The sequence below is a fragment of the Mycobacterium ulcerans subsp. shinshuense genome, assembly GCF_002355775.1.
GTDB lineage: Bacteria > Actinomycetota > Actinomycetes > Mycobacteriales > Mycobacteriaceae > Mycobacterium > Mycobacterium marinum.
The window spans coordinates 837,669-858,746 of the sequence record NZ_AP017624.1 but is presented as its reverse complement, the minus strand read 5'-3'; the positions used below and the strand labels follow the sequence as shown (position 1 = coordinate 858,746).

The following is a 21,078-nucleotide window of genomic DNA, read 5'->3' as shown; positions in this document are numbered from 1 at the left end:
CTGCGGCTAGACCCCGCCGACCTCAACGCCAGGATGGGCAGTTACTTCACTGCACACGTGGCCAGCAGCGACCCCAGTGGATTGGTGCCGATCGCGTTGGACGGCAAGATGCTGCGTGGTGCTTTACGCGCCAAAGCGACAGCCACGCATCTCGTGTCGGTGTTCGCCCACCGTGCCCGATTGGTGCTCGGTCAACTCGCTGTCGCCGAGAAAAGCAATGAAATTCCCTGCGTACGTGCCCTGCTCACGCTGCTGCCGGGTAGCTTGCGGTGGCTGGTCACCGTGGATGCGATGCATACCCAGGTCGTCACCGCGAAGTTGATCTGCGCCACCTTGAAGTCGCACTACCTGATGATCGTCAAGTCCAACCAAGCCAAAATACTTGCGCGTATCACCGCGCTGCCCTGGGCCGAGGTGCCCGCAGCCGCTACCGACGACTCCCGCGGCCACGGCCGTGTCGAGACCCGCACCCTGCAAATCATCACCGCTGCACGAGGAATCGGCTTCCCCTACGCAAAACAAATCATCCGGATCACTCGTGAACGCTTGATCACCGCCACCGACCAGCGCAGCGTGGAGGTGGTCTATGCCATCTGCAGCCTGCCGTTCGAGCACGCCCGCCCTACCGCGATCATGACCTGGATGCGTCAACACTGGGGAATCGAGAACAGCCTGCACTGGATACGCGACGTCACCTTCGACGAAGACCGTCAAAGGGCACATACCGGAAACGGCGCACAGGTCCTAGCAACGCTACGCAACACCGCGATCAATCTGCACCGCCTCAACGGCGCCGACAACATCGCCGAAGCCTGCCGGATCACCGCTTTGACCGCCAACCGCCGCCTAGACCTCCTCAATCCACAATTCCCCAGCTCACAAGCCTGCTAATCAACAACGCCGGAGCCCTGGCTCTGGCCCGCAGCCACCACATGGCCTCGATCAGCGCGGCCCCGAGCAGACCGATCCCCAAAGCGATCGAAGTCGTGGCCAGATTGGAGGGATCCAGAAAGAACTTCCGCTGCGCCAGCGGGAGGCTGAAGATCGCCACATAGGCTAGGCCACAAGCGATTACGAGACCCAGTCGCCACCAGCGATAGGGCCGGGCCACCACCGCCAGTACCCACAACGCGGTTACCAGCAGAGTTATCAGGGCGGCGGTTGAGGCTTGCGTCTGCTCCTGCCACGTCGAATGTCGCCCAGGATAGGCGGTCAGGTAGGAGACGAAAGTCGCGACGCCGACCACCAGTCCAGATGGCAGCGCAGAGGTGAGGACCCGCCGTACGAAGCCTGGATAGGCCCGCTCGTCGTTGGGCGCCAGCGACAAAATAAAAGACGGAATTCCGATCGTGAACCACGCCGCGATCGTGACGTGTATTGGCTGAAACGGATACAGCAATGGATCTGCGCCCAATGGCTTGGCGAACAAGCATTCGATACCCACCAGCAACGCCAACAACGCCGAATACACGGTCTTGGTCAGAAATAGATTAGCGACGCGCTCGATATTGCCGATAACCCGCCGACCCTCGCCGACGACGTAAGGCAACGTGGCAAACCTGTTGTCAAGCAGGACTATCTGCGCCACCGCGCGCGACGCGGGACTACCGGTTCCCATCGCCACGCCGATATCGGCATCCTTGAGGGCCAGTACATCGTTGACCCCGTCGCCGGTCATCGCCACCGTGTGCCCATGGGACTGCAGCGCATGCACTATGGCGCGCTTCTGGTCCGGCCGCACCCGCCCAAAAGTGGTGTAGGTATCCAGGACGTCGGCCAACTCGGGCTGCTCCGATGGCAGCTGTCGCGCATCCATGGTTTGGCCCTGCAACCCGAGCTTGGCGGCGACCGCGCCGACCGATACCGCGTTGTCCCCAGAGATGACCTTGACCGAAACATTCTGAGCGGCAAAGTACTCCATCGTTTCGCGCGCATCGGGCCGTACTTTCTGCTCCAGAATCACCAAGGCGGCCGGAGTTACCTGGCCCGGTGCGCAAGGATCGTCCACCGCCACGTCTGCGACTCCCAGAAGCAGGATTCGCAGCCCCTGTGCCCCAATCCGTTCCGCCTCCCGGGCGGCCTCGGACGCCGAATCCAGCAGCACATCGGGTGCACCGATCACCCAGTTTCCGTGGTCGCGAAATGATATGCCGCTCCACTTGGTTGCCGATTTGAACGGCGCCGTTGCGGTGGGGGTCCAGTCCGGTGGTGACGGAAAGGCCTGCGCAATGGCCTGCATGCTGGCGTTGGGCCGAGCATCGGCGGCAGCCAGGAAGGCCAGCACGTCGGCGACGGCCCAATGCTGGTCGGCGATGAGTTCGTCGACATCGGACACGCGCATACCGGTTTCGGTCAGCGTGCCGGTCTTGTCGGCGCACACCACGTCGACCCGGGCCAGTCCTTCGATGGCGGGCAATTCCTGTACCAGGCACTGGCGTTGCCCCAACCTGACGACGCCGACAGCGAACGCTATCGAGGTCATCAGCACCAGGCCCTCTGGGACCATCGGCACCAACGCGCCCACCGTTCGCAGCACCGAGTCTCGCCAACCCGCGTGGGTGGTAAACAGCTGGGTATAGATGGTCAGCAACCCGGCAGGTATCAACAGATAGGTGATGAATTGCAGAATCTTGTTGATGCCGCTGCGCAATTCGGATTTCACCAGGGTGAACTTGCTCGCCTCTGCGGCAAGCTTGGCAGCGTATGCCTCGTGCCCCACCTTGGTCGCACGGTATGCCCCGCTACCTGCAACCACGAAGCTGCCTGACATGACTTGTTCGCCAACGTGTTTGGCGATCGAATCGGCCTCACCGGTGAGCAGGGATTCGTCGATCTCGAGGTTGTCCTGCTCGAGGACTTCGCCATCAACGACGACCTGATCGCCAGGTCCGAGTTCGATGACGTCGTCGAGCACCACCTCGCTGGGCGACATTGTGCGGGTGCCGGATTGCCGCCGAACCAACGGTTTCGCCTGGCCGAGGATTGCCAGGTTGTCCAGTGTCTGTTTTGCCCGCAGCTCCTGGATCATTCCGATGATGCTGTTGGCGATGATCAGCAGGCCGAACATCCCGTTGATCACCGAACCGGTCGCCAGGACGATCAGCAGCAGCACGCCCAGAATCGCATTGATCCTGGTGAATACGTTGGCCCGAACGATTTGGGCCACACTGCGAGTCGCCCGCTCGGGAATGTCATTGCTCTTACCTTCGGCTAACCGAGCCGCCACTTCGGCATCGGTCAAGCCGATGGCAGTCATCGCGTGAACGTTCCGAGCTTGTTCGAATCGAAATACTCGAGATTGAGCGTGTCACCGGCGAAGGTCGCCTTCGAAATCGAACCGGGCAAAGCGTTCTCCGTTGACAGGGGGAACGTGAAAGTGTCGCCGTCCCAATGCGTCAGGTCAAACGTCTGGTTCTTTGGCCCCATCGACAACTGCAGCTGGCCATCGTGCTCCGTCACGGTGGCGGGGCCCCAATAATCGTTGGCGTATACCCCGACGTAGTCGCTTGGCGGCCGGGCCGGTTCAGGGTTGACCGGGGGCTGCTTGCCGACCAGAGATCCTTCCGGGGTATTGATGGGGCTCATTTGCTGTCGGTATAGGTTCGTCCAGTCTTCGCGGACTTCGCCGTATTGCACCAGATCCATGAATTGGGCGGTGAGCGCTTCGGGTATGCCGTAGGGCGCGGCATTGGTCAGCGCGACGATGGCGACGTCTTCGGAGGGTAGGACCACAAAGTTGGTAGCGGCCCCGAGCCCGAACGCCCCGGAGTGGCCGTACTGGGTGCGGCCCGCGGAACTCACCGACACGGTGAACCCATGGCCGTAGAAGCCGGCGCGAGCTTTCGGTGAGCGCGCCGCCGACGAGATGACCTGCGGTGTGATGGCGGGGAGCAACGCCTCCGGTGACACGATTTGCTGACCGTTGTACTCGCCGTTGGCCAGCACCATGGTCAGCCAGTGGGCCATGTCATTGAGCGACGAACTCACCCCGCCCGCCGGCGTTTGAGCATCCGGGTCCCGTTGGAACCGGGCCTCCCACCGGTCCCCCACCTTGATGTGGTTGACCGCGTGATTGGGCCGGGCCAGGAAGTCGGCGAATCGGGAACTGGTAGAGGTCATCCCCAGCGGGCGATAGAGCACCTCCTCGGACAGGTCCGGCCAGGCCTTGCCGGCTGCTGTCGCGACCGCATCGGCCGCGGCGGTCACACCGAAGTTGGTGTATGCATAGCTGATTCGAAAGGGGTCCAACGGCAGGTACTTCAACCGTTCGAGCACCTGCGTTGTGTCGTAGCCCAGATCTTCGAGCGCATCCCCGGCGTGGTCGGGCAACCCGGACCGGTGCGAATACAGGTCAGCGATCGTGGCGTGGTCGGTGACGTAGGGATCGCTGAGGGCAAACTCCGGTAGCTTCGAAACGACGGGCGTGTCCCAAGAAACGACATTGGTGCTGACCTCGTGCGCGACCACGGTCGCCCCGATGGGCTTGGACATCGAGGCCAGCTGAAAGACCGTGTCAGTGTCGACCTTGTTGTCCTGACCGTCGCCCTTGCTGACGTCCCGCACCCCGAATCCCTTGGCATACAGCGTCTTTCCACCGTGGACAATCGCAACCGCCATGCCGGGTATACCAGTGCTTTTCATCAGCTCGGCCACTAAGCCGTCAACCTTTGTGACCGCTTCGTCGATCCGGCCCGGGGGAATGTCGATACCGGAGACCTCATTGGGCGGGAGCTGCGACGGCGTCGATGGCGGGTTGGAATTTGATTGTTTGGGAGCACATCCCACCAACGCCAGGAACATCATCACCACTGCTGTCGTCGCCGCGCGTTTGGTCATTGCCTCACTCTAGCCGGGCAACGTCGCCCTCCCGGGTAGGCCCCATGCCACGCGCCGCCAGCACCGCTGGTGACCAGCGGGCATGCGGTCATGACAGTTCGCTGCGGCGTTCATGTCCCCGATGTCCGACGAGGATATCCCCTTGCCGTCCCTTACTGCGGTGGGACGCAAACATCACCACCGCCACGGTTGCGGCGCCGATACCGCTCGCATGAAGCCGGTTTCGGCATCGCCTCGATCAGAGCCGCCACCAGGGGTTGAATCGCAACGGCCCGGCAGGGTCGACGCCCTGACCGGGCAGCGGCACGGCCACCTGGACCTGGTCTGATTCAGCGGCTTTGAGCAGTCGCTCTACCGGTTCCGCCCACGGGTGCGGCGCCAACCGGAAAGTCCCCCAGTGAATCGGCACCAACAGCCCCGAACCCGTGTCACTGACATCCAGGTGCGCCCGGACCGCCTCCTCGGGATTCATATGGATGTCCGGCCACCCAGTGTTGTAGGCGCCGATGGGCATCAAGGTCAGGTCGAACGGACCATGATCGGACCCGATCTCGGCAAAACTCTTTGTGTAGCCGGTGTCCCCGCCGAAGTAGGCGCGATGCGTCGGTCCTACGAAGGCCCACGACGCCCACAGGGTGTTGTTGCGGCTCATGAAGCGCCCGGAAAAGTGCCGTGCCGGCATGCAGATCACGCTGAGCTCGCCGACCTGGGCGCTCTGGTGCCAGTCGAGTTCGATGATGCGATCCTCGGGGACGCCCCACGACCGCAGATGTGCCCCCACCCCCAACGGCACAAAAAACGGCGCCCGCTGACTACGGACCAGCGCGATCACGGTGTCGATGTCGAGATGGTCGTAGTGGTCATGGCTGATCACCACCGCGTCTACGGCGGGCAACCCGTCGAGCTGGACCGGCGGCGGATGCAGCCGCTGTGGGCCGACCAGATCCGAGGGCGAGCACCGGTCGCTCCACACCGGGTCGGTCAACACCCGGTAGCCGTCGATCTCGACCATCGCCGTGGAGTGGCCGAACCAGCTCACCGCCAACCGGCTCGCGTCGCCCTGGTACACCTGCGGAGCAGCCAGCGGGATCGGCTTGGCCGGGCGGCTCCCACCTCGATTCGCGAGTAGCTCCCAAGCAAGGAGCCGCATTTCTTCACGATTCAGGGTGAACACCGAGGCGGGGTCGAGGTTGACGAATACACCGTCGCGATAGTTCGGCGATCCATCCGAGGCGGCCTCGATCGCCGCAGGATCGGCACCCAACGCAGCTGGCGCTCCGCGCAGCGCCCGCATCAGCCATCCGCCGGCCGCTAGCGAAGCGGTGCCGGCGGCCAGTCTTAGTGCCCGGCCGACCATGTTGGATTACGCCCCCTGGAACTTCGGTGGCCGCTTCTCCACCCGAGCGACCTGCGCCTCGATGACGTCCTGGCTTCCCCAGGCCTTGTCGAACAGCTCCTTGTGCTCCGGCCACGGTTGCTCGATGGAACCGTCGTCATTGAGCACCCGCTTGGCATGCTGGATCGCCAACGGCGCCAGACCGGCGATCTCGGCGGCCCAGGACTGTGCATCGGCCAACGTGCCGATGCGGTTGGCCATCCCGGTGTACAGTGCCGTCTCGGCGGTCAACTTCTCCGCGGTCAGCAGCATCGCGCGCGCCCGTCCGTGCCCTACCAGCGACGACAGTCGGCGGATGCTCCAGTTATCCAGGGCCAGGCCATATTTAGACGTAGGGAACTGGAAAAACACTTCGGGACCCACGACCCGCAGGTCACACTGCATGGCCAGCTGCAAACCGGCGCCGATGGCAGGTCCATTCACGGCACCGATAACCGGCATCGGGGCTGCGTCCATCACGCGGTGCAGCTCGATGAGCCGATCGGGATAGTCAGCGGCAAACGCATCACCGGATAGATCCGCTCCCGCGCAGAACGCGGTGCCCTGGCCAGTGAGTACGACCGCGCGAACCGACCCGTCGCCGGCTTTCTGGATGGCCTCCCGCAGCTCCTCGACCAGCTGCGAGTTCAGGGCGTTGCGACGCTCCGGGCGCTGCAATTCGATGGTCATAACGGCTTCGACCTGGGAGATACCGATCATGGGGCAAGCCTATATAGCCTCATCGAGTGAGTCGTATCACCACCAACCAACTGCGCGACGCCGTCCTGGACGAGGACTCTTTCATCAGCTGGGATACGCCCCCGCTAGAGGTCCCGATATCGGAGTCCTACGCGCGCGATCTGGCCGACGTCCGAGCCGCCACCGGCCGTGACGAATCGGTGCTGACCGGCGAGGGCCGCGTGTTGGGGCGCCGGGTCGCGGTGGTGGTGTGCGAATTCGACTTTCTCGCCGGCTCGATCGGCGTGGCGGCCGCGGAGCGAATCACCGCGGCCGTGGAACGCGCCACCAGCCAGCGGTTGCCGCTGCTGGCCTCGCCCAGCTCCGGGGGCACGCGCATGCAGGAGGGCACGGTCGCGTTCCTGCAGATGGTGAAGATCGCCGCGGCTGTCCGGCTGCACAAGCAGGCCCACCTTCCCTACCTGGTCTATTTGCGCCATCCGACCACGGGCGGGGTGTTCGCGTCATGGGGTTCGCTGGGCCACGTGACGGTGGCCGAACCGGGGGCCCTGATCGGCTTCCTGGGTCCCCGGGTCTACGAGCTGCTCTACGACGAACCGTTTCCCGCTGGCGTCCAGACCGCGGAGAACCTGCAGCGCCATGGTGTCATCGACGGCGTGGTCACGCTAGACGAGCTACGACGCACACTGGATCGCGCATTGACGGTACTCACCGACGCGCCAGCGCCAGCGCCAGCGGCGCCAGCTCCCACTGCGATACCGGATGTTGCGGCGTGGACTTCGGTGCTGGCATCGCGACGACCCGACCGGCCGGGGGTGGAACACCTGCTGCGTTACGGGGCCACCGACCGAGTGCTGCTCTCCGGGACCGGTTACGGCGACGCGGCGACCACGCTGCTCGCGCTGGCCCGCATGGCTGGTCAGCCAATGGTGGTGCTTGGCCAGCAAGGGATCGGTGGCGGGATCATCGGACCGGCGTCGCTGCGCGAGGCTCGCCGCGGCATGGCACTGGCCGCCGAGCTGCGGCTGCCGCTGGTCCTGGTCATCGACACCGCCGGCCCCGCATTGTCCGCCGATGCCGAGCAGGGTGGGCTGGCCGGCCAGATCGCCCAATGTCTGGCCGAGTTGGTGACGCTGGGCACCCCGACGGTGTCGGTGCTGTTAGGGCAGGGCAGCGGCGGGCCGGCGCTGGCGATGGTGCCCGCAGACCGGGTATTGGCCGCCCAACACGGCTGGCTAGCTCCACTTCCGCCGGAGGGCGCCAGCGCGATCGTCTTCCGCGACACCACCCACGCCGCCGAGCTCGCCGCAGCGCAAGGCATTCGATCGGCGGACCTGCTGGCCGCCGGGATCGTCGACGTCATAGTTCCCGAACTCCCCGACGCCGCAGCTGAGCCGGTCGAGTTCGCCCAACGACTTTCGATCGCCATCGCGACCGAGGTAGCCGCGCTGCGTGAGATACCCGACGCCCAACGCATGACGGCTCGACTCGCGCGGTACCGCAGCATCGGGCTCCCGCGCGACCGCTGACCTGCGGCGGTGCCGTTTAGCGGTCGGGCTTCGGCCCCACTGCGGCGATTTTGGTGTGGCAGGTTAGCCAGGATCGAATGCGTGGCGGAGGGACGGGAGAATCAGCAAGGCCGGTTCGGTAATGTGATGCTGGGTCTGCGCAGCTCGCTCGATTCTCCCGTCAGCACCGCCTGCCCCGCACGGCAGGAATCATTCTGAGCTGCCGCGAGAGTCCAATTCGAATTCAATTTCTCTTACAACAGCCTCTTTTTACCGACCAGGATCTGGCTAGCACCCGTGAGAGAGCTCGGTGATCGATTTTTAGACCCACGGCCGTTACCGCAGAGATTGCACCATTCCGCCAACGTGCGCAGGTCACTACGGAGGTGCAGCCGCATCGCCGCCGCCCGGCGAGAGACCGGCTCCATGAGACAAACTTGTCCAATCCTGTTCCTTTACATCTCTTTTGAGACATGCATGTTAAATCTCAGACTGAGGATCGTAAGGAACATTCCCCTTTTGAATAAGAAGCGAACGCCTAATATGGACACCGTCAAGTTTCAGCAGTACGGTCAGCTACGTGCCCCACGACCATCCAGCGAGCCCGCTCTCGCATCGGCTTGCCGAAGCGGGATCGGTTGCCGCCGTGGCCAATCGGGGCCGCCACCCCGAACGGCGCCGCGTTCACTGCAAGCTGCGCAGCTGGCCACCATCGGATTCCCCACAACGAGCGGATGTCATGACGGCGCGCCGGCAACATTGCGCACACCGGCCCTTACGGATGGCATGGTGCAGCAACACCGTTCACCTCCACACCGCCATCGCCGGCAAACCCATTGGCGCCCGCACCCATCCTGAGCTGGTGTTTCATGCAGTTCGATGGCGATCCCATACACCAAATCGCGCTATTGCGACCGTCTCGAGACGAGAGTCGGCGCCGCAGCCCATGGAAGCGGCAACGCGCTCGATCCCGAGAAATTTTTGCGAGTTTGTAGTTAGATCAACTACACAGGGGTCTGTGATGGCTTCAGCCGGCGGGTGCGGTTGAGGATCGTTGGTTCGGGTTGAATGGGCGCGCGGGTGCGGGGAGTGGTATTGGTTACGGGTAGAGTGCGGGCGTTGGCGGTGGGGCTTACCGCGGGATTTATTGTTTACCTGGATACAACGGCATTACTTGTAGCTTTTGGTGCTATTTCGGCAAGTTTTCCGGAGGCATCCTCGTCCGCCCGGACGTGGGTGCTTGACGCGTATTTCATTGTGTTTGCCGCGTTGATGGTGCCGGGCGGGCGTTGGGCAGATCAGTTCGGTAGCCGCAACGTCTTCGCCATCGGTGTCAGCACGTTCATTCTGTCGTCTGTGGGTTGCGCGGTCGCGCCCACGTTGGGCGCGCTGGTTGCGGCTCGAGCGGCACAAGCGGTGGGTGCCGCGCTGATGGGGCCGGCTTCGCTTGCGCTGATTCTTCCTTATTTTGGTCGGGGTTCTCGAGCCACTGCGGTGTCGCTATGGGGTACCTCGGCGGCGTTGGCGGCGGCACTGGGGCCACCCCTCGGGGGGTTTCTCGCCGATACCGTGGGCTGGCGCGGGATTTTCCTCATCAACGTGCCGATCGGGTTGGCCGTGCTTGCCGGGTTGCGCAATGTCGACAACCGCGGCGATGCCGTGGCGGGGCAGCTGGTGAACACGAGCGCGATCGTGCTGATCGCTTCGGGTGTGGGGGCGCTGACGGCGGGCATCCTTGAAGGCCCGTCCTGGGGCTGGGGCCAGCGCCGGACACTGCTGTTGCTGATTGCGGGTGCCATCCTGCTGGCCGCGGCGATGGTGGGGGTGGCACGCCACCACCGCCGCGCGGAGCCGATACACGATTTCGACAAGGGCCGCTTCTTCGCCGCCAATGCGGCGACCGCGATCTTCGGGGCCGGCTTCTATGGGTTGTTACTTGCCGTCGTGTTCTTTCTGACGTCGCACTGGCACTATTCCACTTTCGAGGCGGGACTGGCCATGATGCCGATCTTTGTTGCGGCCGCGCTTGCGGCTATCCCGGCCGGAAGGATCGCAGATGCGCGGGGACACCGATGGGCGGTGATCCCCGGTTACTGGGTTTTCGCTCTCGGCGTTTTCCTGTTCTGGTTACTGACAACGAGCCGAGCCGACTATGCGTCACGGTGGCTGCCCGGATCGATCCTCTGCGGGATTGGCATCGGGTATGTCATGCCGGTTCTCGCAAGCGCTGCGATCGATGCGATGCCCGGCCAGCTCCTCGGCACCGCCAATGCACTCAATTCCATGTTGCGGCAATTCGGCGCGGCCCTGGGCACCGCCGCGGTGGGCACGTTGCTTGTTGAGCGTTCCGGGCACTCGCCCATCGACGTGGGCAGCTTCCGGATCGTATGGGCATTTCTGGGGACTTTGGCCATCGCCACGATTCCGTTTGCGCTGCGCCTGATACGACCGGCGTGGCAACGACCGGTCGAGGAACCCCAACCGGCAGTCGCAGAATGCGCATCGCCACCCTAGCCGTCTCACGGAGCACTTTCAGGAAGAAACACCTCAGGGCAAACGATCAATGACAGGGATTAGGGGCACAAATCATGGATCTCTTCGATAAATTTGTTGCGGTAGACGAGCCGCTGCTACACATTTCTCGTGCCACACATGGCATAGCGACATATCCCAAGCTGGATGGGCCCGTCGGCGCCCACATGAGGTGGCAAGACCGCGAGCAGATCGTATGGAGCATCAACAACTATCTCGGAATCGCCAATCTTCCTGAAGTACGGGAAGCCGATGTCGAGTTCGCTCGACTCTACGGATTCGCAAGACCCATGGGCTCACGAATGATGTGCGGCGAGACGGACATCCTCGAGCAGTTGGAAGAGGAGCTGGCCAATTATGTGAAGAAGCCGGCGGCGCTCTTTCTCAACTATGGGTATCAAGGCATGGCCTCACTCATCGACTCACTCACCACCTCCTCAGACTGGATCGTCCTGGACTCGCAATACCACGCGTGCATCATCGACGGGGTCCGGCTGAAGAAGAAGGGCGGCCTCGACCAGACATGTACGTTCTCGCACAACAACATTGACGAACTCCAAGCATGCCTGGCCGAGATCGATCGGGTGCGCAGTGCCGACGCCGGCGTATTTGTGATCACCGAAGGGGTTTTCGACATGTCCGGCGACCAGGGTGCACTACGTGAGATCGTCGAACTCAAGAAGACCTACGATTTCCGATTGCTCGTTGACGACGCACACGGGTTCGGCGCCCTGGGCGCAACCGGCAGCGGAGCCGGGGAAGAACAGGGCGTCCAAGATGGTCTCGACCTATATTTCAGCACCTTCGCCAAAGCGGCCGCCGGCACTGGGGCATTCGTCGCATCAGAGGCCAACGTAATTTGGAAGCTGCGCTACACAATGCGCTCACAGATCTTCAGCAGAGGCCTACCCCTGCCGATCATCGCCGGAAACCTGTTCCGCTTCGAGTTGCTGCACACCCGCCACGATCTGCGCCAGCGAGCTCATGCCATCGCACATGAGCTTCAAACATCGTTGACCGACAAGGGATTTGACACCGGCAACACCCAGAGTCTGGTCACACCGGTATTCCTGCAGATGGACCCGTTGCTAACCCTCGAATTTCTGAACCGAATGCGCCACGAGCACAACGTATTCTGCTCGGGCGTGATGTACCCGGTGGTCCCCCGGGGGTTGACCAGCTACGACTGGTGTCCACCGCATCACACGACACCGCCGACGTGGAACCGACAGTAAACGCCATCGCGTCGCTCTACGACGAGCTAGTCCCCAACCGGGATCGTGACCTATCACCGGCACCTGAGCTCGGCGCGGTCTAACACCAGAATCCTATTGGGCGGACACGATGACAACTCACAGCCTCGCCGAATCACCATCTCGCCATCACAACCACTGGCCCCCAACCACACGATGTAGTAACGGGCCAGCTGTGATCGTCGACCTTCGCACCCGAAGAAGACCCGCACCCGCAGCGCCGACCAGCGAGCGCACCCGATGACCCGCTACGACTCACTGCTGGCCACCTTGGGCGATACGCCCCTGGTTGGCTTACCACGACTCTCACCAGGCTGGGACAACAGTCCGCACGTGCGGTTGTGGGCCAAACTCGACGACCGCAACCCCACCGGGTCGATCAAAGATCGCCCAGCGCTGCGGATGATCGAGCAAGCCGAGGCCGACGGTTGGCTGCGGCCGGGCGCGACGATCCTGGAGGCCACCAGCGGCAACACCGGCATCTCCCTGGCGATGGCCGCCAAGCTGAAGGGGTATCGGCTCATCTGCGTGATACCGGAAAACACCTCGATCGAGCGCCGTCGGTTGCTCGAGCTCTACGGGACCGAGATCATATTTTCCCCCGCCGAGGGCGGATCCAACACCGCGGTAGCGCTCGCCAAACAACTGGCCGCCGAACACCCCGAATGGGTCCTGCTCTACCAGTACGGCAACCCCGCCAACTCCGACTCCCACTACCGCGGCACCGGCCCGGAACTGCTCGCCGACCTGCCCGAGATCACCCACTTCGTCGCCGGCCTGGGCTCCTCGGGCACTCTGATGGGCGCCGGCCGATTCCTGCGCGAACACGTCGCCAACATCAAGATCGTGGCCGTCGAACCCCGCCACAACGAAAAATTCTGTGGGATGCGCAATCTCGACGAAGGATTTGTGCCCGAACTGTATGACCCCACGCTGGGGGCCGTGCGCTACCCGGTCGCCACCGCCGATGCCGAGCACCGCATCCGCGAACTCGCACACACCGAGGGCGTCCTGGCAGGCCTGTCCACGGGCGCGGCCCTACACGCCGCATTGGAGATCGGCACTCAAGCTCTGCGAGCAGGCGAGCGTGCCGATATCGCGTTCGTCGTCGCCGACGCCGCGTGGAAATACCTCTCCTCCGGCGTCTATGAACACCCGGCACCTAGCAAGTTGCTGGCCCCATGACGCCACGATGCGAGCCCGCAAGTACGACGCGAACACCCAGAACCGCACCATCGGATTTCTTCCTCATATCGAATCAAACGAAATTCGGCAGGAGGGTGAACCCAGGGCTCCGGCGTTGTTGATTAGCAGGCTTGTGAGCTGGGTTGATGATCTTTGGTGCCGCGCTATTGGGGCCGGAGTGTAGGCACGGGCTATCTGGAGAACGATCGAGTTGGTTACTGTTCGTCGTTGGCCTGGAGTTGCCCGTGCCTACCGTTTCAGTATTGCCTGTGTCGTCGGTTCCAGAGGTGTTCGACCGCTGGAGTCCTGGTGAGCGCAGCGAGCTCATCGGATCGGAGTTTCTCGATGTGTTGGCCTCGGTGCCAGACCCGAGGGACCCACGCGGTCGGAGGTATTCGCTGATGGCTTTGTTGGCGATCGCGGTTCTGGCCACTGCCGCGGGGATGCGCGGCTATGCTGGTTTTGCCACATGGGCGGCCACCGCTCCCGATGATGTGTTGGCCCAATTAGGGGTCCGGTTCCGGCGGCCCAGTGAGAAGACCTTCCGCGCTGTTTTGTCTCGGCTAGACCCCGCCGACCTCAACGCCAGGATGGGCAGTTACTTCACTGCACACGTGGCCAGCAGCGACCCCAGTGGATTGGTGCCGATCGCGTTGGACGGCAAGATGCTGCGTGGTGCTTTACGCGCCAAAGCGACAGCCACGCATCTCGTGTCGGTGTTCGCCCACCGTGCCCGATTGGTGCTCGGTCAACTCGCTGTCGCCGAGAAAAGCAATGAAATTCCCTGCGTACGTGCCCTGCTCACGCTGCTGCCGGGTAGCTTGCGGTGGCTGGTCACCGTGGATGCGATGCATACCCAGGTCGTCACCGCGAAGTTGATCTGCGCCACCTTGAAGTCGCACTACCTGATGATCGTCAAGTCCAACCAAGCCAAAATACTTGCGCGTATCACCGCGCTGCCCTGGGCCGAGGTGCCCGCAGCCGCTACCGACGACTCCCGCGGCCACGGCCGTGTCGAGACCCGCACCCTGCAAATCATCACCGCTGCACGAGGAATCGGCTTCCCCTACGCAAAACAAATCATCCGGATCACTCGTGAACGCTTGATCACCGCCACCGACCAGCGCAGCGTGGAGGTGGTCTATGCCATCTGCAGCCTGCCGTTCGAGCACGCCCGCCCTACCGCGATCATGACCTGGATGCGTCAACACTGGGGAATCGAGAACAGCCTGCACTGGATACGCGACGTCACCTTCGACGAAGACCGTCAAAGGGCACATACCGGAAACGGCGCACAGGTCCTAGCAACGCTACGCAACACCGCGATCAATCTGCACCGCCTCAACGGCGCCGACAACATCGCCGAAGCCTGCCGGATCACCGCTTTGACCGCCAACCGCCGCCTAGACCTCCTCAATCCACAATTCCCCAGCTCACAAGCCTGCTAATCAACAACGCCGGAACCCTGCATCTACACCTACGTCGCGCCCTGGCATCTTTCCCCACACCAGTGGTACACGTGGGTTATCGCGGTCCTGGGCCTAGACCTCATCTACTGCGTCGATCACCGCATCGCCCACCGAGTCCGGCTGATCTGGGCCGCACATCAGCCACACCACTCCGGCGAATACTTCAACCTGGCCACCGCGGTACGCGTGGAATGGAACAAGAGTGGCGAGATCATCATGTTCGCCATACTGCCGCTGTTGGGAGTTCCTCCGTGGGTGGTGTTCTTCAGCTGGTCAATAAACCTGACCTACCAGTTCTGGGTCCACACCGAACGGATCGGCAAACTACCGCGCTGGTACGAATACCTCTTCAACACACCGTCACACCACCGGGTGCACCACGGTATGGATCAAATGTATCTAGACAAGAATTTCGGCGGAATTCTCATCATCTGGGATCGCATGCTGGGCACATTCCAGGCCAAAGAATCCCGCCCACACTACGGACTCACAAAACCGGTCCACACCTTCAACATCTGGAAGCTACAAACCAACGAATACGCGGCGATAGTCCGAGACTGGCGCTCAGCAACTCGGCTACGCGATCGACTCGGCTACGTCTTCGGACCGCCGGGCTGGAAACCACAGACACCCGCCAACCAGGAAACCGGCAGGCTGGCCAAGTCCGCTTGACCCCCAAGCCATCGAATTGGCAATCCGCCTCAGCCGACCCGCGCAGCACCGCCAGGCCTCAGCGGATCAACACCACGCCAAGAAGTTGACTGAGCCAAGCTCGTGCCGCGTCCTGGTCGCCGTCCAGTAGAAGTTGAATGCTGACCCCGTCATAGGCGGCGACCACGGCGCGGGCGGCGTCGGCAACGCTGCCGATCGCTGCGGGTAGTTCGACATCGCTGCCAGCAAGCCGGTCTTCCACTGCGGCACGCAGCTGCGCCCGGTGGGCCGCCAGGCGTTGGGCGAGATCCGGGTGGCGGGCGGCGTGCATCAGGAAGTCAGTCTTGATGAGCAGCCAGTCGCGGTCGAGCAACAAGGTGCTGGCGATCCGATCCACTGTCCCGGGCACGTCGGTGGGATCGTCGACGCTTGCCATGGCGGTGCCGACCTGTTCGGAGATCAAGGTGGCGCGCTGGTCATAGAGGGTGAAGAAGAGTTCCTCAAGGCTGTCGAACTGCGAGTAGAACGCCCCCCCGGGTGTAGCCGGCCGCCGCACACACATCCTCGATGCGCACGTGCCCGAACCCTTTGTCTGCGAACACCCTGAACGCCGCATCGACCAGCCGGGCCCGAGTCTCGGCGCGCCGCTTGGTCACGCGCGCCGGCGTGGCAGTGTTGGCTGGCGGTGTCATCTACATCACACTCCGATATATCAACGCATCCGATGCATTTATGTATCCGATGCGTGGGCGTAGGGCATGCCCACACATAACTCTAGGAAGGCTGTCGGATGGACGCTGATGTCATCGTCGTCGGTGCAGGTTTGGCCGGGCTGGTCCCCACTCACGAACTCACCCGCCGGGGTAAGAAGGTCGCGGTGGTCGATCAGGAGAACGAGAAGAACCTCGGCGTTTAGGCCTTTTGGTCGTTCGGCGGACTCTTCCTGGTGGACAGCCCCGAACAGCGCCACCTCAGAATCAAAGATTCCCTGGAGTTGGCGTGGAACGACTGGTCCGGCAGCGCGGCGTTCGACCGGCCCGACGATGAAGACTTCTGGGCCACCAAGTGGGCGCGCGCCTACATGGAGTTCGCCGCCGGCGAGAAGCGCTCTTATCTGACCGACCTCGGAATCCGGTTCATGCCCACCGTGGGATGGGCCGAGCGCGGCGACCTGCGCGCCGAGGGCCACGGCAACTCCGTTCCCCGTTTCCACATCGCCTGGGGCACCGGCACCGGCGTCGTGGAACCGTTTGTCGACTCCGCTCTACAGAGCGCCAAGGACAAGCTGGTGACCTTCTACCATCGGCACCGCGTTGACGAGTTGGTCATCACCGACGGCGTTGCCACCGGGATCAAAGGCACCGTGTTGGCGCCCGATGACGCGGAGCGCGCCACTCCGTCCAACCGCGACGAGGTAGGCGAGTTCGAACTGTCGGCGCAGGCGGTCATCATCACCACCGGCGGGATCTGCGGCAACCACGACATGGTGCGGCGATACTGGCCGGACCGGATGGGCACCCCGCCGGCCTCGATGATCACCGGCGTGCCCGCCTATGTCGATGGCCGGATGCTCGACATCGCCAACGACAGCGGGGTACGCCTGGTCAACCGCGACCGGATGTGGCACTACACCGAAGGCGTCAACAACTGGGACCCCATCTGGCCCAAGCACGCCATCCGCGTCATCCCCGGCCCGTCGTCGATGTGGTTCGACGCACTGGGGCGCCGGCTACCGGCCCCCCTACCTGCCCGGCTACGACACCTTGGGCACCCTGCGCCACCTGCGCACCACCCCCGAGATCGCCAAGTACGACCACTCCTGGTTCATCTTGAACCAGAAGATCATCAAGAAAGAGTTCGCCCTCTCGGGTTCCGAGCAGAACCCCGACATCACCGGCAAGAGCCACAAAGCCGTTCTGCAAGAACGGTTTTTAAACAAGGACGCGACCGGTCCGGTCGAGGCGTTCAAGCGCCACTGCGCCGACTTCGTGGTCGCCAACAGCCTGGAAGAACTCGTCGAGAAGATGAACGGCCTGACCGACGAACCGCTGCTGGATCCGGCCGCGATCCGCAGGCAGATCGAAGCGCGGGATCTGCAGGTCGCCAACCCATTCTGCAAGGACGTTCAAGTTCAGGGGATCCGCAATGCGCGACGCGCCCTTGGCGACCGGCTCGGCCGCGTCGCGGCGCCACACCGCATCCTCGACCCCAAGGCGGGGCCGCTGATCGCGACGAAACTGCACATCCTGACCCGAAAAACATTGGGCGGCATCCAAACCGATCTGTCGACGCGGGCGATAGGCAGCAACGGCGAACCGATCGCGGGCCTGTATGCGGCGGGAGAGGTCGCGGGGTTCGGCGGCGGCGGCGTGCACGGTTATAACGCGCTGGTAGGCACGTTCCTGGGCGGCTGCATTTTCTCCGGGCGCGCCGCTGGCCGTGCTGCCGCCGACGCCGTCTGAGCGGGTCGCTGACCCTCGCGAGCAGACGTGGAATCGCACAAGATCTGCGATCTTGATGCGATTCCACGTCTGCTCGCGCCAGTGGCTCCCAAATAGCTAGCCGCGACCCGGCGCCTACCCTCCCACCGCCATAGCCGGCAATCAGGCAAAATGGGCGGCATGGACACTGGTGCGAACTCACCTCGGGTCTTGGTGGTCGACGACGATTCCGATGTGCTCGCCTCGCTGGAGCGCGGTCTGCGGCTGTCCGGATTCGAAGTATCGACCGCCGTCGACGGTGCCGAGGCCTTGCGCAGCGCCACCGAGACCCGGCCGGACGCGATCGTGCTCGACATCAACATGCCCGTGCTGGACGGCGTCAGTGTCGTTACCGCACTGCGTGCCATGGACAACGACGTCCCGGTCTGCGTGCTGTCCGCGCGCAGCTCGGTCGATGACCGAGTGGCCGGTCTGGAGGCCGGCGCCGATGACTATCTGGTCAAGCCATTCGTGCTGGCCGAATTGGTGGCCCGGGTCAAAGCGCTGCTGCGCCGCCGCGGGGCCACCGCGACATCTTCATCGGAAATCATCACGGTGGGCCCGCTGGAAGTAGACATCCCCGGCCGACGGGCCCGGGTCAACGGTGTCGACGTCGACCTCACCAAGCGCGAGTTCGACCTGCTCGCGGTCCTGGCCGAGCACAAGACGGCGGTGCTGTCGCGGGCACAACTACTCGAACTGGTGTGGGGCTATGACTTCGCCGCCGACACCAACGTCGTGGACGTATTCATCGGCTACCTACGCCGCAAGTTGGAGGCCAACGGCGGCCCGCGGCTACTGCACACGGTCCGCGGGGTCGGATTCGTACTCAGGATGCAATGAGTGCAATGACAGTGATGAACATCTTGTCGCGAATTTTCGCCCGTACGCCCTCGCTGCGCACCCGGGTGGTGGTCGCGACGGCCATCGGCGCCGCGATTCCGGTGCTCATCGTCGGAACCGTGGTCTGGGTCGGGATCACCAACGACCGCAAGGAACGGCTGGACCGCCGGCTGGACGAGGCCGCGGGTTTCGCCATCCCGTTCGTGCCGCGTGGCCTCGACGAGATACCGCGCTCCCCCAATGACCAGGACGCACTGATCACGGTCCGCCGCGGCGACCTGGTCAAGTCGAACTCCGACATCACGCTGCCCAAGCTGCAAAAGGACTACGCCGACACCTACATCCGGGGGGTGCGTTACCGGGTGCGGACGGTCGAGATCCCCGGACCGGAGCCAACATCGGTCGCGGTGGGCGCGACCTACGACGCGACCATCGCCGAGACCAACAACCTGCACCGCCGGGTGCTGTTGATCTGTACGTTCGCCATCGGCGCGGCAACGGTATTCGCCTGGCTGCTGGCCGTATTCGCGGTGCGGCCCTTCAAACAGCTCGCCGAGCAAACCCGCTCGATCGATGCCGGAGACGAGGCTCCGCGGGTCGAAGTGCACGGCGCCAGCGAGGCCATCGAGATCGCCGAGGCCATGCGAGGCATGCTGCAGCGCATCTGGAATGAGCAGATTCGAACCAAGGAGGCGCTGGCCTCGGCGCGCGACTTCGCCGCGGTGTCCTCCCACGAACTGCGCACTCCCCTGACCGCCATGCGAACAAACCTCGAGGTGCTTTCCACCCTGGATCTTCCCGACGACCAGCGCAAAGAAGTGCTCAACGACGTGATTCGGACACAATCGCGAATCGAGGCCACCCTGGGTGCCCTGGAGCGGTTGGCCCAGGGCGAACTGTCGACATCCGAAGACCATGTGCCGGTTGACATCACCGAGTTGCTCGACCGTGCCGCCCACGACGCGATGCGCATTTACCCCGACCTCGATGTGTCGCTGGTGCCCTCGCCGACCTGCATCATCGTCGGCTTGCCGGCGGGGTTGCGGCTGGCCGTGGACAACGCCATCGCCAATGCGGTCAAACATGGCGGGTCCACCCGGGTCCAGCTGTCCGCGGTCAGTTCACGGGCCGGGGTCGAGATCGCCGTCGACGACAACGGCAGCGGTGTCCCCGAAGCCGAGCGCCAGATGGTGTTCGAGCGGTTCTCCCGAGGGTCGACGGCGTCGCATTCGGGCTCCGGCCTCGGGTTGGCCCTGGTGGCCCAGCAGGCCCACTTGCATGGCGGGACCGCGTCACTGCAGAACAGCCCACTCGGCGGCGCGCGACTGCTACTGAAACTTCCCGGCCCCAGCTAGTCCGATAGCGCGAACAGCGTCACTTCCGGTGCGTGCTCTTGCTCCACGCGGTGAAGAATGCCCGCGCGGCGGCCGCTTCGTCCTGAAACCAGACCTGAGCACACGTCGTCTCGTACGACGAGTCCTCGGGGGTGTAGTGGTGGCGGGTGTCGGTGCGCCCCTTCACGACCCAGCCCTGGGGCCCAGTGCCGTCGGCATCGGCTCGGGCCGAACCCGGGCCGTACGGGGCAAACCGCCCCGGCGCCAGCTGGGCAGCCGAGGACTCCTCGGTAACAGCGGTCTTTTCGGTCGGTGCCCTCTTGGCCCGCGCAACCTTTTTCTTCGGAACCCGCTTGGCCCCCACCATGCGCTTCACTGGGCGCTTCCTGGCCCCAGCAATCTTGCGCGCGGCGGCCTTTTTCGCGGCGGCGGTCTTCTTCTTCGCGCCGGGAACCTTCTTCTTGGGCACGTCCTCGCCTGCGGCAGCCTTCTTTTCGCGTGGCTCGGCGGTCGCCGTCTTCATCGCCGGGGGCTTGGTCTCGGCGTCTGCGGCGTCGGCTCCGGCCCCCGAAGCAGCGGCTGCCACTTGGTATTTGGTGGATCGGACCATCAGGGCGCAGGTAAATACCAGTCCGAGTAGGAACGACAGGATTATCAACCACCAGTGCACATGGGCCATCACTGCGCCACCTCGGTCTGGTGGGACGCGGCTGGATCCGGCTCCTCGGCCTGCACGGTTTGCTCGGTTTGCTCGGTTTGCTCGGTCTGCTCGGTCTGCTCGGTCTGCTCGGCCTCTACCGCCTCCGCTGTGGTGGCGACCGGTTTGATCGACACCGTGACAATCCCCCAGGCAACGGCCGAGCCCACAACGAAGGCAGCCAGGTAGTACAACCACTGGATCACGAAATCCACG

At 63.7% G+C, this 21,078-nt stretch carries 15 protein-coding genes and 3 pseudogenes; 10 read left to right on the top strand and 8 right to left on the bottom strand.

The window, feature by feature from the left end; genetic code table 11:
- Window positions 1-3: 3 nt before the first annotated feature.
- Window positions 4-891, top strand: a pseudogene (locus SHTP_RS04115) (ISAs1-like element IS2404/ISMul1 family transposase); the annotation flags it as partial.
- On the opposite strand, the gene SHTP_RS04110 reads toward SHTP_RS04115, so the two are convergent.
- From SHTP_RS04110 to SHTP_RS04095, 4 genes are all read right to left on the bottom strand, one after another.
- Window positions 857-3,256, bottom strand: coding sequence for a cation-translocating P-type ATPase (locus tag SHTP_RS04110; RefSeq protein ID WP_096369852.1), 2,400 nt, complete (start codon window positions 3,254-3,256; stop codon window positions 857-859). The pseudogene SHTP_RS04115 and the gene SHTP_RS04110 sit on opposite strands and share 35 nt — an antisense overlap.
- Window positions 3,253-4,836: a serine hydrolase gene (locus tag SHTP_RS04105; RefSeq protein ID WP_157756265.1), complete on the bottom strand. Its 1,584-nt coding sequence runs from the start codon at window positions 4,834-4,836 to the stop codon at window positions 3,253-3,255. The genes SHTP_RS04110 and SHTP_RS04105 overlap by 4 nt, the downstream gene beginning before the upstream one ends.
- Before the next feature lie 238 nt (window positions 4,837-5,074).
- The gene (locus SHTP_RS04100; protein WP_096369851.1) at window positions 5,075-6,193 is read right to left on the bottom strand and encodes an MBL fold metallo-hydrolase; all 1,119 of its coding nucleotides are present in this window, start codon (window positions 6,191-6,193) and stop codon (window positions 5,075-5,077) included.
- A 6-nt stretch (window positions 6,194-6,199) separates the two neighbouring features.
- A complete protein-coding gene (locus SHTP_RS04095) occupies window positions 6,200-6,931 on the bottom strand; it encodes an enoyl-CoA hydratase (protein ID WP_096369850.1) in 732 nt (243 codons plus the stop codon).
- Window positions 6,932-6,957: 26 nt separating this feature from the next.
- On the opposite strand from SHTP_RS04095, the gene SHTP_RS04090 reads away from it, so the two are divergent.
- The 6 genes and pseudogenes from SHTP_RS04090 to SHTP_RS04065 form a co-directional block, all read left to right on the top strand.
- Complete coding sequence (locus SHTP_RS04090) at window positions 6,958-8,439, top strand: carboxyl transferase domain-containing protein (RefSeq protein WP_096369849.1); 1,482 nt, start codon at window positions 6,958-6,960, stop codon at window positions 8,437-8,439.
- A gap of 1,047 nt (window positions 8,440-9,486) precedes the next feature.
- Entirely contained in the window at window positions 9,487-10,932 is a 1,446-nt protein-coding gene (locus tag SHTP_RS04085; protein WP_096369848.1) for an MFS transporter, read from the top strand.
- A gap of 74 nt (window positions 10,933-11,006) precedes the next feature.
- Window positions 11,007-12,185, top strand: coding sequence for an aminotransferase class I/II-fold pyridoxal phosphate-dependent enzyme (locus SHTP_RS04080; protein WP_231991702.1), 1,179 nt, complete (start codon window positions 11,007-11,009; stop codon window positions 12,183-12,185).
- Window positions 12,186-12,443: 258 nt separating this feature from the next.
- Window positions 12,444-13,388 carry a PLP-dependent cysteine synthase family protein gene (locus SHTP_RS04075; protein WP_096369847.1) on the top strand — a complete coding sequence of 315 codons (945 nt, stop codon included), beginning with the start codon at window positions 12,444-12,446 and terminating at the stop codon, window positions 13,386-13,388.
- A 245-nt stretch (window positions 13,389-13,633) separates the two neighbouring features.
- Entirely contained in the window at window positions 13,634-14,836 is a 1,203-nt protein-coding gene (locus SHTP_RS04070; RefSeq protein ID WP_420811867.1) for an ISAs1-like element IS2404/ISMul1 family transposase, read from the top strand.
- Window positions 14,837-14,857: 21 nt separating this feature from the next.
- Window positions 14,858-15,529: pseudogene (locus SHTP_RS04065) on the top strand (sterol desaturase family protein); the annotation flags it as partial.
- Between the two features lie 58 nt (window positions 15,530-15,587).
- On the opposite strand, the gene SHTP_RS04060 reads toward SHTP_RS04065, so the two are convergent.
- Window positions 15,588-16,064: a TetR family transcriptional regulator C-terminal domain-containing protein gene (locus SHTP_RS04060; RefSeq protein WP_231991277.1), complete on the bottom strand. Its 477-nt coding sequence runs from the start codon at window positions 16,062-16,064 to the stop codon at window positions 15,588-15,590.
- A complete protein-coding gene (locus SHTP_RS28405; protein ID WP_231991276.1) occupies window positions 16,009-16,200 on the bottom strand; it encodes a TetR family transcriptional regulator in 192 nt (63 codons plus the stop codon). The genes SHTP_RS04060 and SHTP_RS28405 overlap by 56 nt, the downstream gene beginning before the upstream one ends.
- A gap of 98 nt (window positions 16,201-16,298) precedes the next feature.
- On the opposite strand from SHTP_RS28405, the pseudogene SHTP_RS04055 reads away from it, so the two are divergent.
- The 3 genes and pseudogenes from SHTP_RS04055 to prrB all read left to right on the top strand — a co-directional run bounded on the left by SHTP_RS04055 (window position 16,299) and on the right by prrB (window position 20,186).
- A pseudogene (locus SHTP_RS04055) lies at window positions 16,299-17,970 on the top strand (FAD-binding dehydrogenase).
- Between the two features lie 150 nt (window positions 17,971-18,120).
- On the top strand, window positions 18,121-18,831 hold the full coding sequence (prrA, locus tag SHTP_RS04050; protein WP_096369846.1) for a two-component system response regulator PrrA: 711 nt from the start codon (window positions 18,121-18,123) through the stop codon (window positions 18,829-18,831).
- Window positions 18,832-18,845: 14 nt separating this feature from the next.
- A complete protein-coding gene (gene prrB, locus SHTP_RS04045; RefSeq protein WP_036426280.1) occupies window positions 18,846-20,186 on the top strand; it encodes a two-component system sensor histidine kinase PrrB in 1,341 nt (446 codons plus the stop codon).
- Window positions 20,187-20,205: 19 nt separating this feature from the next.
- On the opposite strand, the gene arfC is transcribed toward prrB, so the two are convergent.
- Both arfC and arfB read right to left on the bottom strand, forming a co-directional pair.
- Complete coding sequence (gene arfC / locus SHTP_RS04040) at window positions 20,206-20,844, bottom strand: channel accessory protein ArfC, sunset domain variant (RefSeq protein WP_096369845.1); 639 nt, start codon at window positions 20,842-20,844, stop codon at window positions 20,206-20,208.
- Entirely contained in the window at window positions 20,844-21,077 is a 234-nt protein-coding gene (arfB, locus tag SHTP_RS04035; RefSeq protein WP_096369844.1) for a channel accessory protein ArfB, read from the bottom strand. The genes arfC and arfB overlap by 1 nt, the downstream gene beginning before the upstream one ends.
- Between the last annotated feature and the right edge of the window lies 1 nt (window position 21,078).